14 protein-coding genes are annotated in these 14,896 nt (G+C 66.3%); 11 read left to right on the top strand and 3 right to left on the bottom strand.

Features of this window, described 5'->3' with window-relative positions; genetic code table 11:
- Window positions 1–88 precede the first annotated feature (88 nt).
- Complete coding sequence (locus XH93_RS25145) at window positions 89–595, top strand: hypothetical protein (RefSeq protein ID WP_194469551.1); 507 nt, start codon at window positions 89–91, stop codon at window positions 593–595.
- 24 nt (window positions 596–619) lie between these two features.
- On the opposite strand, the gene XH93_RS25140 is transcribed toward XH93_RS25145, so the two are convergent.
- Window positions 620–1,522: an alpha/beta hydrolase gene (locus tag XH93_RS25140; protein ID WP_194469550.1), complete on the bottom strand. Its 903-nt coding sequence runs from the start codon at window positions 1,520–1,522 to the stop codon at window positions 620–622.
- Between the two features lie 166 nt (window positions 1,523–1,688).
- Between XH93_RS25140 and XH93_RS25135 the strand changes: the two genes are divergently transcribed.
- The 8 genes from XH93_RS25135 to blaOXA all read left to right on the top strand — a co-directional run bounded on the left by XH93_RS25135 (window position 1,689) and on the right by blaOXA (window position 9,370).
- On the top strand, window positions 1,689–2,942 hold the full coding sequence (locus XH93_RS25135; RefSeq protein ID WP_194469549.1) for an RluA family pseudouridine synthase: 1,254 nt from the start codon (window positions 1,689–1,691) through the stop codon (window positions 2,940–2,942).
- A 167-nt stretch (window positions 2,943–3,109) separates the two neighbouring features.
- Complete coding sequence (locus XH93_RS25130; RefSeq protein ID WP_194469548.1) at window positions 3,110–4,318, top strand: amidohydrolase family protein; 1,209 nt, start codon at window positions 3,110–3,112, stop codon at window positions 4,316–4,318.
- Between the two features lie 89 nt (window positions 4,319–4,407).
- Complete coding sequence (locus tag XH93_RS25125; RefSeq protein WP_194469547.1) at window positions 4,408–4,716, top strand: hypothetical protein; 309 nt, start codon at window positions 4,408–4,410, stop codon at window positions 4,714–4,716.
- A 115-nt stretch (window positions 4,717–4,831) separates the two neighbouring features.
- The gene (locus XH93_RS25120) at window positions 4,832–5,611 is read left to right on the top strand and encodes an ATP12 family chaperone protein (protein WP_194469546.1); all 780 of its coding nucleotides are present in this window, start codon (window positions 4,832–4,834) and stop codon (window positions 5,609–5,611) included.
- 303 nt (window positions 5,612–5,914) lie between these two features.
- Entirely contained in the window at window positions 5,915–6,388 is a 474-nt protein-coding gene (locus XH93_RS25115) for a hypothetical protein (RefSeq protein ID WP_194469545.1), read from the top strand.
- A 180-nt stretch (window positions 6,389–6,568) separates the two neighbouring features.
- On the top strand, window positions 6,569–8,233 hold the full coding sequence (locus XH93_RS43125) for a flagellar hook-length control protein FliK (protein ID WP_194469544.1): 1,665 nt from the start codon (window positions 6,569–6,571) through the stop codon (window positions 8,231–8,233).
- A complete protein-coding gene (locus XH93_RS43120; RefSeq protein ID WP_139484382.1) occupies window positions 8,230–8,493 on the top strand; it encodes an EscU/YscU/HrcU family type III secretion system export apparatus switch protein in 264 nt (87 codons plus the stop codon). The genes XH93_RS43125 and XH93_RS43120 overlap by 4 nt, the downstream gene beginning before the upstream one ends.
- A 64-nt stretch (window positions 8,494–8,557) precedes the next feature.
- A complete protein-coding gene (gene blaOXA / locus XH93_RS25100) occupies window positions 8,558–9,370 on the top strand; it encodes a class D beta-lactamase (protein ID WP_371814787.1) in 813 nt (270 codons plus the stop codon).
- A 136-nt stretch (window positions 9,371–9,506) separates the two neighbouring features.
- Here blaOXA and XH93_RS25095 read toward each other — a convergent pair whose 3' ends face one another.
- A complete protein-coding gene (locus XH93_RS25095; protein WP_194475329.1) occupies window positions 9,507–10,862 on the bottom strand; it encodes a PLP-dependent aminotransferase family protein in 1,356 nt (451 codons plus the stop codon).
- Between the two features lie 372 nt (window positions 10,863–11,234).
- Between XH93_RS25095 and XH93_RS25090 the strand changes: the two genes are divergently transcribed.
- Window positions 11,235–12,098: a DMT family transporter gene (locus XH93_RS25090; protein WP_194469542.1), complete on the top strand. Its 864-nt coding sequence runs from the start codon at window positions 11,235–11,237 to the stop codon at window positions 12,096–12,098.
- 161 nt (window positions 12,099–12,259) lie between these two features.
- On the opposite strand, the gene XH93_RS25085 is transcribed toward XH93_RS25090, so the two are convergent.
- A complete protein-coding gene (locus XH93_RS25085) occupies window positions 12,260–12,718 on the bottom strand; it encodes a cupin domain-containing protein (RefSeq protein WP_139862971.1) in 459 nt (152 codons plus the stop codon).
- A gap of 99 nt (window positions 12,719–12,817) precedes the next feature.
- On the opposite strand from XH93_RS25085, the gene XH93_RS25080 reads away from it, so the two are divergent.
- Window positions 12,818–14,371: a winged helix-turn-helix domain-containing protein gene (locus XH93_RS25080; protein ID WP_194475328.1), complete on the top strand. Its 1,554-nt coding sequence runs from the start codon at window positions 12,818–12,820 to the stop codon at window positions 14,369–14,371.
- The last annotated feature ends 525 nt before the right edge of the window (window positions 14,372–14,896 follow it).

Here is a 14,896-nt window from a genome sequence, read left to right as displayed (position 1 = left end):
GCTTGATCGCGGCGCTGGTGCGCAGGATCCTCAACAATCCCGACATTCCCAACGGCATCGCCATCGTGCTTGGCGTTGCGGCCTTGCTGTGTGTGGCGCCGACCCGGGAGGCGGCGAGATCAGCCTGGTCCGCGAGCAGTTGCAGACCCAGAGCCAGCAGATCAAGGCCGACGTCGGCGAGCAGGGGGCCGACGTCAGGAGACAGATCGTGGCACTCCGCCAGCGCGTCGACGCGCTCGAGAAGGCCACCAAGGTCACCGTGCCGGCGGCCGAGAAGGCGGAGACCGACGCCAACAAGAGCAAGGTCGTCGTCGTGCTGTATGTCGCCGATCGCAAGGACCTTGCGATGCAGATGCAGGATTATCTGCTGCAGAAGGGCTATAGCGCCAACGCGGTCTATACCGACTTCACCGAGCTCGGCGACGCCAATCGCCTGTCGTCGGGCACGGTCGCCTTTGTCTCGGGCGAGAACGACTCCTCGCTGCGCAATGAAGTCGAGAAGGTGCTGCGCGCCAAATTCCCGCAGGTGCAAAAGGTGGTCGATGCCAGCACGCCGAAGCTCGCCAGCACTGCGGTTCAGGTCCGGCTGTTCTGAAGGGCGGCTGTTCTGATCGTCGGGCTATTCGACCGACTTCACGAACTCCAGCACCTGATCGGTCAGCCGGGTGTCCGCGGTGTTGATCGCATAGACCTCCGACATGTGGCTGTGCTGCGGCAGCATGAACGCGTGCGCGCAGCCGCTCGGCCGCTTGCAAAGGGCCTGCTTCAGCAGCTCGAACTGCGTGACGAAACGCGGCGGATCGAGCTCGGCCGCGGTGATCAAGAGCGGGATCGGGCTGGCGACCAGGCCCTGCAGCGAGGAGCGCTCCGTGTAGCGCGACGGGTCGGAGCCGTAATAGGCGAGCTCGGCATCGCCCGCTGGCGAGGCCGTCAGGTCATAGATCCCCGACACCATGATCGCGCCGGCAATGCCGCCGCCTTTCACCTTGTAGAACTCCGGGTGCGAGACATAGTTCGCGACGTGGATTGCGCCGGCCGACTGGCCCATCAGGAAGATCCGCGCCGGATCGCCGCCGCGCGAGCCGATGTTGTCCGCCACCCATTGCACGATCGCGCCCATGTCCTCGGCGCCGGCTGGCCAGGGGAAGGCGGGCGCCAGCCGGTAGGTGGCGTTGACGCCGACAAAGCCGTTCTTCACCGCCCACAGCATAATGTTGTCGTAGAACGGGCTGCCGGGGTTGCGCTTGTTGCCGGCGACGAAGCCGCCGCCGTGAATGTAGATCAGCACCGGCCGCGCCGCCGATGCTGCGTCCGGCGTGAAGACGTCGAGCAGATGACGATCCGCCGGACCGTATTTGACGTCGCGCGCGACCTTGACGCCCTGATAGGGCTCCTGCTGCTGCAGCGGCGCATAGAGCGCAGCCGTTTTCGGCGGGTCGATGACCCGGCCGAGCTCCAGCAGCTTCCACGCCAGGTCCTCCGGCATCGGGCTTTGCTGCGCGAGTGCCGGGCCCGCGATCATCGGCCAGCGCCGCCAAAGCCGATAGTGCCAGTTTCATTGCAGGACTCCCGTCATTGCCGTGCGTGGCCGAACATCGCCGATATTGCCCGGAATTGCACCGATTTCGCCGTGACGATTCGCGGCATTTGCGCTACCCACAATGCAGGTCTGGAGCCGAAAAATCACCATGAGCCGCCGCATCAAGAGAACGACATCGCCGGGCGATCGCGCCAAGGGGCGTGAGAAGGGGCGTGAGAAGCCCTCTGGCAAGGTCCGCAGCAAAAGCGCATCGGAGCATCGCGGCCGTAAGGCGGACGATCGCAAATCCGGCGACCGCCCGTTCGTGCAACGTGCGCCGGGTAAATCGCCACGCTTTGCCGAGCCGCGCCGCGACCGGCAGGAGAGGCCGGAGATTGTCGCTGCCAAGGCGGTGAGCGAGCCGCCGCTGCCAACCAAGGTGCAGACCGTCGTCGTCACCGCCGACGAGAACAACATGCGGGTCGACCGCTTCCTCGAGGCGCGGTTTCCGGGCCTGTCGTTCTCGCACATCCAGCGCATCGTCCGGAAGGGCGAGCTCCGGGTCAACGGCAAGCGTGCCGATTCCAAGGACCGGCTGGAGGAGGGCCAGAGCGTCCGCATCCCGCCGCTGCGGCTCGATGCGCCGAAGACCGCCGGCGTGCTGTCGGAAGCCGAGACCAGGACGCTGCAGGCGCTGAAGGAGATGACGCTCTACGAGGACGACGACGTGCTGGTGCTGAATAAGCCGGCCGGCCTGGCGGTGCAGGGCGGCTCCGGCATGACGCGCCATGTCGACCAGATGCTGGAGGTGATGCGCGACGCCAAGGGCCAGAAGCCGCGGCTGGTTCACCGCATCGACCGCGAAACCTCGGGTTGCCTCTTGATCGCCAAGACGCGCTTTGCCGCCTCGTACCTGACCGGCGCGTTCCGCCATCGGTCGGCGCGAAAAATCTACTGGGCGCTGGTCGCCGGCGTGCCGAAGCCGAAGCAGGGCCGCATTTCGACCTATCTCGCCAAGGAGGAGAGCGAGGAGGACACCATCATGCGGATCGCGGCGCATGGCGACGAGGGCGCGAGCCACGCCGTGACCTATTACGCCGTGGTCGAGACCTCCGCGACTAAGCTCGCCTGGGTCTCGCTCAAGCCGGTGACCGGCCGCACCCATCAACTGCGCGCCCACATGGCGCATATCAATCACGCCATCGTCGGCGATCCCAAATACTTCAACAAGGAAAACTGGGAGCTGCCCGGCGGCCTGCAGAATCGGCTGCATCTGCTCGCCCGGCGCATCGTGATCCCGCATCCGCGCGGCGGCGTGATCGATGCCACCGCGCCGTTGCCGCCGCACATGCAGCAATCCTGGAATCTGCTCGGGCTCGAGGCCGAGCGGTTCGACCCGATCGAGAACGCGCCGGAGGAGTGATAGGCCGAAGCGTTTCGAGCGAGGCCGATCCCGGTTCACATCAAGAAAATGTGTCGTCGAATGGACGTCGGGCACAGCAACAACGATCAAACGTTGCCGGCTGCTGCGGCTATCGTGCCGCGCGCTCGCCGATCGCCGGCCTGCCGTGATGATCAAAGGGGTTGTCCATGATTTGGCTCCGCACCGCGCTCGTTCTCGGGCTCCTCGGCTCGGCTGTTGCTTCGGCCGATGCCGAAACCGTCGTGCTCCGCGGCGGCAGTCTCTATGCGTCGCCCGATGCCGCGGCGCTGCCGGATGCGGTGGTCGTGATGACCGACGGCGTGATCAGCGCGGTGGGCAAGTCCGGCGACGTGCAAGTGCCGGCGGATGCGCGCGTGATCGATTGCAGCGGCAAGACCATCGTCGCCGGGTTCTGGAACAGCCACGTGCACTTCACCGAACCCGTCTGGCGCAACGCCGGCGCGGCGCCGGCCGCGCCGCTGACGCAGCACATGCAGGAGATGCTGACGCGCTGGGGATTCACCACGGTGTGGGATCTCGGTTCCGACCCCGGTGACTCGCTGCCGCTGCGCCAGCGTATCGCCAAGGGCGAGATCGCGGGTCCCACCATCCTGTTTGCCGGCAACATCTTTCCCAAGGGCGGACATCCCGTCTACATCCCGCGCGAGGTGCAGCTTCCCGAAGTCGCAACGCCCGAGGAGGCGACGAAATGGGCGCGTGACTGGCTCGCGATCGGTGAGGACGGCATCAAGCTGTTCACCGGCGCGTTCATGGGGGACAAGCCTGTCGTGAACATGGACCCGGCGATCGCCAAGGGTGCGGTCGAGGTTGCGCATGCGCAAGGCAAGCCGGTATTTGCTCATCCGCAGAACAAGGTCGGCGTCGAGACGGTGATTGCATCCGATGTCGACGTGCTCGCTCACACCACGCCCGGCGAGCGCGCCTACACGGACGACCAGCTGGCGCGGTTCAAGGCGCACGGCACCGCGTTGATTCCGACCTTGTCGCTGTTCACCACCGTCGTGCTCGATCCCAACGTGACCAACCGCCTGATTGCGGCAACCACCAACCAGCTCAAGCAATTCTCGGAGAATGGTGGCACGGTATTGTTCGGGACCGATGTCGGATTCACCCAGATCTACGACACGACGCAGGAGGTCGAGCTGATGCATCGCGCGCTCTCGGAGCGCCAGGTGCTGGCCGCGCTGACGACCAATCCGGCGACGTTCTTCAAGGCTGCGAAGAAGGGCAGGGTGGAGACGGGGTTCGACGCCGATCTCGTGGTGCTCGACGGCGATCCTGTCAGCGATGTCAGAAATCTCGCCAAGGTAAACGCCACCATCCGCGCCGGTCATGTGATCTATCAGAAGCCGTGAGAGCCACTCGCGGAACTCGCGGATCGACGCTGCGTTGACCGGTGTGGTAGCGGCTTGAACGGGTGCAGCTGCATCACAAGATATACGCCATGAAACGAATCTTGATCCTCGGCTGTGCGCTGATCTGGGCCGCGGGCGCGGGCAGCGCCGTTGCGCAAATCATTGGGCCCGGCCACTCGATCTCAGACCCGCCACCGATTCCGCGTCCGCCGCCGCCCAAGGTCGAGGTGCCGCCGATCCCGAAACTGGACGCGCTGCCGACCCAGCGGACGGTTACTACGCCCCGTTCGTCGTTCGGCGACCGCGTGAACCGATGCCTCAATGAGGCTGCCGCGGGCGGGCTGAACCAGGCCGATAGCGCCAGCTATTCGCGCTCCTGCGCTGCCGCGCGGGATTAGAAGCAGGAACAGCTCTTTCCGAAGGGTGCGCGGGACGAGTCCCGTCAGCTTTATTTACCGCCGTCGCTGACATATCTTGCGAGCAAATTCTCTCGAACGAAAGCCGGCCGGCGCGATGCGCGAACTCTTCGACGAAGCTGCAGGACAATCCCCGCTCGACCCGCAGGAGGCGGTGCGCCGTCACATCCGCACGCCGCAGCGCAAGCGCTTCTACACCAGCGCCGGCGTTGCCGAAGCCGACGGAGGATTTTCAGTCACGCTCGACGGCAAGCCGATCCGCTCGCCATCGGGCAAGCCGATCGTGGTGCCGGTGCGCGCCATTGCCGATGCGGTCGCGACCGAATGGAACGTACAGGGCGAGACTATCGATCCCCTGACCATGCCGCTGACGCGCCTCGCCAACAGCGTCGTCGAAGGCGTGATCGATCGCGTCGACGAGGTGGCCGACGATGCCGCCAAATTCCTCGGCAGCGATTTGCTGTTCTATCGCGCGGGTCATCCGGAGACGCTGGTCGCGCGCGAAGCGCAGCATTGGGACCCGGTGCTGTTCTGGGCGGCCGACACGCTCGGCGCCCACTTCGTCATGGCCGAGGGCGTCATGCATGTGGGCCAGCCCGAGTCCGCGATCCGCGCGGCGCGCGCCGCGTTTCCGAGCGATCCGTGGTCGGTCGCCGCGCTGCATGTGGTGACGACGCTGACCGGCTCGGCGCTGCTGGCGCTGGCGCTGGCGCATGGCTTTCGCGACGAAGACCAGGTCTGGGCGGCCGCGCATGTCGACGAGGACTGGAACATCGAAAAGTGGGGCGTCGACGAGGAGGTCGCCGCGCGCCGCGCCGCGCGGCTGGTCGATTTCAGGGCCGCAGCCGGCATTCTCAAGGTCTCGCCGGCGATTTGAGCGAGTTCAATTCGGCGCGATTGCCTCAATTGCCGCCCAGTTCGTAGCTATTGTGACGGCGTTGGCATGTTGTTGAGCCGGCGATCACTTGATCGTGGGCGCGGGCTTCTTGCGAGCTCGATTTTTTTCACCAGATCGTTTCACGTTTGCTCGTTCCCAATCGTCTTAGGAATGACGATTGGCATGGAATGGGTGCGCTCGCGTGGATGCGGGCGGCGTCGGCAATGCGTTTCTTTTGGAACTTGTTGGCGTGACACCGAATTGATGCTGGGCCGCGGGGCGTGTGGTGAACGAAGAGAAGATATGTCGCAGTATGTTTTGGATCCCGTGCGTGCCCGCCGACCCGCGATGGCGGTCTCGACCACTCAAATGGTCTGGGTCTGCATCGTCGCCGGAATCGCCATCTATTTCGGCACGGCGCTCTGGCTGGAGCGGACATGGCAGGATCCGGCGCCGAAAGGACACGTGGTCGCACCGTTGGTCCGGCCGTTCCTGCCGTTAGGACAGGCTGCGTTTCGCGCCGAGCCGCTGCTCAAGGACGAGGGGTTGGCCGCGTTGGCGGACAATCCGGACATCGAGGGCGATACCCGATCGCCCGTGATCGTCTACGAGGACAACAAGCCGCTTGGACCATCGCACAGCACCTTCGCCGAGGTCAGCGCCGGTCACGGGCGTTTCGCGCACTGGAAGGGGCAGGGCATCGTGTTCTCGGCGAGCGACGGCACCGATCCGAACACCAACGGTCGCCGCTATTGGGCCGTCATCGCCGCCAAATGAATGGCCGCCAAGTGAGGCGCCGCAAGTGAGATGCACAAGTGAGATGCACCGGGACGGCGCGCCGTCCGGCGGTTAACGAGAGGTTTACGACGCTGGGCTAGCTTGCACCACGGTCTGGACGGAGCGGAAACCTGTCCGGGCCGATCATGGATGCCCCGCCGCCTGGCCGAGACCTCCGATATGGCAATCGCCATCAAACCCGCGCTGCCGGTGCTCGCTTCCGAAGAGGCAGGCAGCGTTGCGCCTGGTCTCGTGCTGCAGCCGGGCAGCGTCATCAATGCGCAGGTGCTGAAGGTGCTGTCCGCCGATCTGGTGCGGATTGCGATTGCGGGCCTCTCGATCGATGTGCAGACCGAGGTGCCGCTGCAGCAAGGTCAGAACCTGCAGCTTGCGGTGTCGCAGAGCGGTGACGGCATCCGCCTGCAACTGGTCGGGCAGGGCGCAGGCGACGCAGCGCGGCTGTCGCCGGAGTCACTCCCGATCTCGCCCGGCGCCAACTCGCAAGCCAGCACAGCGGTTTCGCAGGCGAGCGCAGCGCCGAAGGACGTGCTGACGCCGCTCGAGCGCGTCAGCGTCACCGCGGCCGCGCAAAATGCCGCGACTGTGCAGGGCAGCCAGGCGCCGCTGTTCGCCAATCTTGCGGCGGCGATCGTGACCGGCAATCTGCCGCCAAAGCTGCAGGCGGCGATCGCGCAGGTGCTGCTGCAGCAGACCAGCCTCGACGAAAATCTCAGTGGCGACGACGTCAAGGCCGGGTTCCAGAAGTCCGGCCTGCTGCTCGAGGCCTCGCTTGCCGCGCGTACTGCGCCGTCGGCGGTCGGCGGCGTGCCCGATCTCAAGGCCGCGCTGATCGTGCTGCGGCAGGCGTTGACCTCGCTCGGTCACTCTCTTGGCACGGGGGCGGATGCGCCGAAGCTCGCGGCCGCGCCGGTCGCCCAACAGGCGAGCGCCCAAGGGCCGGTCGCGCAAGAGTCCACGCTGGCGCGCGTCAACGCAGCGCCAAGCCTTTTGCAGACAAGCCTTGTGCCAGGCGCGCCCGATCTTGACGTCCAGGAGATCCTGCTGCCGCAGGCCCGCGTGCCGGTGGCGATCGATCTCGGCGGCGGCAGCGCACGACTTGCCGGCGCGCTGGCGGACGCGCTTGATGCCGGCCCCTCGCCGGGCGCCACGCTCAATCTCATTCAGGAAGCACTGCACGAGCTCGGCAGTCCCGCACGGCAGGGCGTCGCACTCAGGGACCTGCCGGCCGGCGACGCGCTGGTGCGCAGCAGTACGCCGCCGCCGCCGTTGCGTGGCGCGCTGCCGTCCGCGCAGGCCGTCGCGGAGCCGACGATCGTGCCGGGCACGCCGCCCGCCGCCACCGCGCACCGCCTGTTGGAAAACACCGACGCGGCGCTGGCGCGGCAGACGCTGTTGCAGGTCGCTTCGCTGCCGGATCGCAGCGATGCGGCGCGCCCGCAGCTCGAGGCGATGCTGCCGCGCTGGAATTTCGAGATCCCGTTCCTGACGGCGCAGGGCACCGCGATGGCGCAGTTCGAGATTTCGCGCGATGGCGGCGGCAACGAGGTCGAGGCGACCAAGCGGGTATGGCGCGCGCGCTTCACGCTCGACGTCGAGCCGGCCGGCCCGGTGCATGCGCTGGTGTCGTTGCACGGCGAGCGCACCTCGGTGCGGATGTGGGCCGAGCGTCCCGCCACCGCCGCGCAGCTGCGCGCCGGCGCCGGCGAACTGAGCCAGGCGCTGGCGAGGGCCGAGCTCACCCCCGGCGACATCGAGATCCGCGACGGCGCGCCGCAGCAGCCCGCGCCCGCGCGCTCCGGCCACTTCCTGGACCGCGCCACATGAGCGACAGCAAGAACCAGCTCGCCGTCGCCCTGCATTACGACCACGTCGGCGCGCCGCGCGTCATCGCAAAAGGCAAGGGCGCGATCGGCGCAAAAATCATCGAGGTCGCCAAGGCCAACGACATCCCGATCGAGGAAAACGAGGTTTTGGCCGGCGCGCTCTCCAACGTCGAGCTCGGCGACGAGATCCCGGCCGAGCTCTACAAGGCCGTCGCCGAAGTGCTGGTGTTCGTGCTGAAACTGTCGGGAAGGGCGCGGTAATCCTCGTTGCCATCCTTTCACCGCGATGGCATCACCATCATCGTCAATGCCTCGAGGTCCCGTTGTGATCAATCGCCGCCATGCGCTCGGTCTGTTTGCTGCCGCGAGCCTCGTGCCGTCGCGCGGCTTCGCCAATGTGTCGTACCAGCGCAGCGAGTTTCGCGACGATCTGGCGAAGCGGTTCTTCGATCTCGGCACCGAGGGCACCTTCGTCGGCTACAAGGTCGACGACTATCTGATCATCGCCAGCGACAAGGTGCGCTCGGGCGACGGCAGATTGCCGGCCTCGACGTTCAAGATCCCGAACGCGCTGATTGCGCTCGAGACCGGCGTGGTGCAGGACCCCGATAAGGACGTCTTCAAGTGGGACGGCGTGACGCGCGGCATCGAGGCCTGGAACAAGGACCACACGCTGCGCTCGGCGATCGCGGTGTCGGCGTTCCCGGTGTTTCAGGAGATCGCGCGCCGGATCGGCGAAGAGCGGATGAAGAAGTATGTCGACATGCTCGACTACGGCAATCGCGACATCGGCGGCGGCATCGACCAGTTCTGGGTGTCGGGTAATCTGCGCATCGATCCGATCGAGCAGGTCGATTTCCTCGACCGGCTGCGCCGCGGCGTGCTGCCGGTCGGCAAGCGCAGCCAGGAGCAGGTCACCGACATCCTGCCGGTGACGAAAGTCGGCGACGCCGTGATCCGCGCCAAGACCGGCCTGACCGACAAGGAGCACGGCGCGCTCGGCTGGTGGGTCGGCTGGGTCGAGAAGGGGTCCAACGTCACCGTGTTCGCGATGAACATGGACTGCAAGACCCCGGCGTTGATCGACGCGCGGATCAGCGCGACCCAGCAATGCCTGACCGATATCGGTGCGCTGTGACGACCTGACCTGGGCGCGCCGTGGACGGTCACTGCGCGGTTCCAGGGGCACCTGCCAAATACCGAAAAACAACCCCATGCAAAGTAGCTTTGCCGGTGGCAGGGTACCGCTGCCGCCAACCCAGTCTGCTCGCGCCCTACCGCCCGATCGCGCGCTGCAGCGCCGGCATCAGCCTGGGGTCGCGGCACTGCGCGACGTTGAAGCGCATGAAGGCGGACGCCGTCTGCGAGGCGCTGAATACGTTGCCGGGCGCCAGCACCACATTGTCCGACAGCGCCGCGCGCGCCACGTCGGCGGAGTCGCAGCCCTCGGGCAGGCGGCACCAGAGCTGGAAGCCGCCGCGCGGCATCAGCCAGGGCTCGATGCCGACGCGCTGCAGCTTCTCGCCGACGTCGCGGCGGGCGCGCCCCAGCCGCCGGCGCAGCTCCTCGACATGCTTGCGATAGAAGCCGCTCGCCAGCACGCTCGCGATGATCTCGGTCGCGACCGCGCTCGGGCCGCCGAACCCGGTCGCGACCTGCAGATCGACCAGATCGTCGATCCAGTCGGCGCGCGCCGCGATATAGCCGCAGCGCAGCGACGCCGACAGCGTCTTCGAGAAGCTGCCGATCCGGATCACGCGGTTGAGCCCGTCGAGCGCGGCAAGCCGTGCCGACGGCTCGGGCTCGAAATCGGCAAAGATATCGTCCTCGACGATCGAGAGATCGTAGGCCGCGGCAGCGTTCAGCACGCGATGCGCGGTCTGCGGCGACAGCGTCGCGCCGGTCGGATTGTGCAGCCCGGCCACGGTGATGTAGAGCCGCGGCCGCTCCGCCGCGACCACCGCCTCGAAGCTCGCGACGTCGGGGCCCGCGGGCGTGTAGGGCACGCTGACCAGCTTGACCTGATGCGCGCGCAGCAGGGCGCGGAAATTGAAATAGCAGGGATCGTCGACCAGCACGGTGTCGCCGGGCCGCAGCAGGAAACGGCAGATCAGGTCGATCGCCTGGGTGCCGGAGGTGGTGAGCAGCAGCTGCTCGGGCGGCACCTCGAGCCCTTCGTCGGCGAACCGCGCCATCAGGATGCGGCGCAGCGCCAGCGAGCCGCGGGTCGCGCCGTAATCGGACAGCACAGCGTCCTCGGCCCGCGCCAGCGCGCGGAACGCGCGGCGCAGCGCCTCGGTCGGCATCCAGTCGGACGGCAGCCAGCCGCAGCCCGGCTTCAGCGCGCTCGCCTCGGCGTCGAGCGATTGCCGCGACACCCAGAGCGGATCGACGGCGCGGTCGCGCTGCGGCTGATCTTTGGCGAGCGCCAGCGGCGGCAGCGCGGCCGCGGAGACGTAGAAGCCGGAGCCGGGCCGGGCCCGGATCAGGCCCTCGGCGGCGAGCCGGTCATAGGCCTCGACAACGGTCGAAGGCGAGACGCCCATGGTCGCGGCAAAGCTGCGGATCGAGGGCAGGCGGTCGTCAGCGGCGAGCGCGCGGCTCGCCACCCTGGCGCGGATCGCATTCATCACCTCGACGGTCCGCGTCGCCTTGGGAGCATTGGATGGCTTCTGCAAGTGTATGCCTACCTTCACCCATACAGTTTGGCGATATTGTACTGATCTGTAGCTGCCTTGGCGAGGCCCCGGCGGCTACCTTCGTGGTGACGTCGAAGCCACGGACTCCGCTTCACCTCGCCCCGCCTGCGGGGAGAGGTCGGAACGCATCGTCCGATGCGTTCCGGGTGAGGGGGAGCCTCCACGAGCGCATCTGCCGCCGGGGTATGAGGAAGCAGCCGCTCACCCCAACCCTCTCCCCGCAAGAGCGGGGCGAGGGGGCGCAGCTTCGCTCGCGGTCGCTATCCGGCTTCGATGTCGGTGCAGATTGAGAAAGCAAGATTGATGGACAAGGCTTCGATCGAGGGTTTCGGCAACGGTCTGCTCGGCGTAATCATCTTCTCCGGCTCGCTGCCGGCGACGCGCGTGGCGGTCGGCGGCTTCTCGCCGCTGTTTCTGACCTCGGCGCGCGCCATGATCGCGGCGCTGCTCGGCGCCCTGCTGCTTGCGGTGCTGCGGCAGCCATGGCCAAAGCGTGCCGACCTGGTGTCGCTGACGATCACCGCGCTCGGCGTCGTGATCGGCTTTCCGCTGCTCACGGCGCTGGCCCTGCAGCACATCACCTCGGCGCATTCGATCGTGTTCATCGGCCTGCTGCCGTTGTCGACGGCGGTGTTCGGCGTGCTGCGCGGCGGCGAGCGGCCAAAGCCGCTGTTCTGGCTGTTTTCCTGCATCGGCAGCGCCACGGTCGGCGCGTTTGCACTGTCGAACGACGGCGCGGCCTCGCTGACCGGCGATTTGCTGATGGTCGCGGCGATCGTCGTCTGCGGCCTCGGCTATGCCGAAGGCGCCGCGCTGTCGCGCCGGCTCGGCGGCTGGCAGGTGATTTCCTGGGCGCTGGTGCTCTCGACCCCGGTGGTGCTGGTCATGACCATGCTGACGCTGCCGCCGAGCTGGGACGGCATCGGCACGCCGGCCTGGCTCGGGCTCGGCTATGTCTCGGTGTTCAGCATGCTCATCGGATTCGTGTTCTGGTACCGCGGGCTTGCGCTCGGCGGCATCGCCAGCGTCGGGCAGTTGCAGCTGCTGCAGCCGTTCTTCGGCCTCGCACTGGCCGGCCTGCTGCTGCATGAGCAGGTGCCGTGGACCATGGTCGCCGCGACCTGTCTCGTCGTCGGCTGCGTCGTGTTCGCGCGCAGATTCGCATAGTGCGCGCTAGGGGCGTGCACTCGTAAGGCCGTGTGTCCGCTGTTGGAGGTAAAGCCGACCTCGAGGCCCGGGACTGGGCAAGTCTGCCAATGACCCGAAGGAGACGTTTGACCACGCGATCGTGGTCAAACAAGTTCCAGATTCTGGCGTCAACGCGGTGCCTAGCCTTTGAGTGCCGATAGCTGATCGGTATCATAGCGGGCTCGCAGCTCGGCAATCGTTGTGGGGTCAGCCGCGCCGCCGCGCGCTACTGTCTCGGCCAGCTCCTCGAAATAACGCTCGTGCCCGGGCGGCGATACCGTCATGAGCACGCGTGCGACCTTGTCCGAAGCGTTGCCGATGTTGTGCGGCACGCCTGGCGGCAGGAACAAGTATGTGCCGGGCGCGGCATGCACGTGTTCGTTGCCCACTTGCCAGTCGCATTCGCCCTCCAGCACATAGAATGTCTCCTCCTGCACGCGATGGACATGTAGCCCAGTGGAGAAGCCCGCTGGAATCGTCCACTCGAACATCGAGGTGTGCCGCGTGTCGTTGCCGGTGACCAGAAATGCCATGGGATGGCCGGCAAGCCTTACGGATTTGCCTTCGCCTGGTCTGCGGATGATCGCCTTTCCACTCATGTCTTGCTCTCCAGCCGGTGTGATCGGGAGCCTTATCCTGCCTTTCCATCGTCCAAAAGTCGTGAAACAACTCCGAAATTGTTGCAAAATGCCACCGAAATGGCTCAGCAGTCCCAACCAGTCACGTACAAATTCGGCTCGTTTGCACTCGATGCCGAGACGGGCGCGCTGATTCGCGGCAATACGCCCGCCTTGCTCGGCCAGCGAGGCGCTGCGCTACTGCGCCTCCTCTTGGAGCGCGCCTCGTCTCCTGTCGGAAAGGACGCGCTGATCGAGGCGGCGTGGCCGGGGCTCAATGTCGAGGAAAGCAATCTCACGGTGCAGATCGCGGCCCTTCGCCGCGCGCTCGAGCAGGACGGCGGTGGGCGCTGGATCGAAACGTTACCGCGTCGCGGCTATCGCTATGTCGGCCCTTCGGTGACACGGGTTGATACAAATGCAGACGAGACAGGGCACTCGGCCACGTTGTGCGTGCCGGAAAAGCCTTCAATTGCTGTGCTGCCATTCGGGCACTCGGTCGAAGCCGCTTGGTTTGCTGACGGCATGGTCGACGACATCATCACGGGGCTGTCGCGCATCAGGTGGCTGTTCGTGATCGCGCGCAATTCCAGCTTCGTCTGGCGCGGCCGCGTCGCTGACGTGAAGCAGGTCGGCCGCGATCTCGGCGTGCGTTATGTTTTGCAGGGCAGCGTGCGGCGCGCCGACGACCGCGTCCGCATCAACGCACAGCTCGCGGATGCCGCAAGCGGCGCACATATCTGGGCCGAGCGTTACGACCGCACGGTAGGCGATTTGTTCGCCTTGCAGGACGAGATCGCGCTGGCCGTGGTCGGCGCCATCGAGCCGAGCCTGCGCCGCGCCGAGGTCGAGCGTATCCGCCGCAAGCGCCCCGATAGTCTCGACGCCTACGAACTCGTGCTGCGTGCCCAGCCGGATGTAGACTCTGGCATGCCCGATCGTGCTGCGATCGCCCTGCCGCAGCTCCAGCGCGCCCTGGCTCTTGAGCCCACTTACGCGCTCGCCCATGGCCTTGCCGCAATGAGCCACCACAATCGCTTTCTGCGCGCAGGGCTGAAGGAAGAGGATCGATCGGCGTCGGTGCGCCACGCACGCCTTGCAATCGTGCATGGGCGCGACGACGCGCTGGCGCTTACCTTTGCCGGGTTTTCACTTGGAATGGATGCTCATGACCGCCAGGCGGCCTTCGCCGCGTTCGAAGCGGCGCTCGCGCTAAGTCCGTCGACCGCCCTCGCATGGATTCTTGGCAGCGTCGTCGCCGGCTGGGCCGGTGAAGCGGAGCGCGCAGTCGACTGGAGCGAGCGCGGCATTCGCTTGAGCCCATTCGATCCATGGGCCTTTGCTGCTTACGACGCGCAGGCGCTCGCCCATTTCTGTCGCGATCGCTATGCAGAGGCTGCAAGTGCAGCCTACAAGTCCAATCTCGCCAATCCCGCCCACAGCATTACGTGGGTTCAGCTCGCCGCTTCTCTCGCCGCGCTGGGGCGGTTCGAGGAAGCGAAGGCGGCTGCCGCGTGCGTGTTGGAATTGCAGCCGACCTTCCGCATCAACAGCCAGTTCGCTGGCGTCGCCTGCGCGCCCGAACTGGCAGCGAAACTTGGCGAAGCGCTGCGCGCAGCCGGTCTGCCGGAATAAGGTGAGTGATCAGCAGGTCGGCTATTGGCCCGGAGCCAGCGTTTGTTCAGAATGCCGCAATGTCCGCAGCCGGGAGGGAAGCCGGCCAAGGTCGAGCGAGGCGTTCGTGGTCGCCTTGTGACCCAAAGCGGACCTTGCGGCGGTCTATCGTTCACGTCGGCCTTGGGCCCTGAGCGGTTTCGGATATGCTGAGCTTGAGGACTGAACCACGAGGACGAGCCGTGCTGCGAAAAGCCCTATGCGTCTCTTCGATTGGCATAGCTGTCGCCGTGCAGCTGCCCTCAGCTTCTGGACAGTCGCCTCGCGACCTGAACGGACAATGTGTCCGTTGGATATGCGAGCATCCGCCCGATCTTAGCTGGTGCCATAAACCACTGAATGGAGCGACGTTGTTTTCTGGACGAGTGATCGCGCTGTCGGCGGAATGCCAAAACATGACTGTTTCACTCCAGGTCGATGACGCAGCGGCAAATAACTTGCCCGCAGACATAGAAATCGACGTGGGTCCGTGCGTAAGGTTTTACG

The sequence above is a fragment of the Bradyrhizobium sp. CCBAU 51753 genome (assembly GCF_015291565.1).
In the GTDB taxonomy this organism is placed as follows: Bacteria; Pseudomonadota; Alphaproteobacteria; order Rhizobiales; family Xanthobacteraceae; genus Bradyrhizobium; species Bradyrhizobium ivorense.
This window is presented reverse-complemented; position numbering and strand designations above follow the sequence as displayed.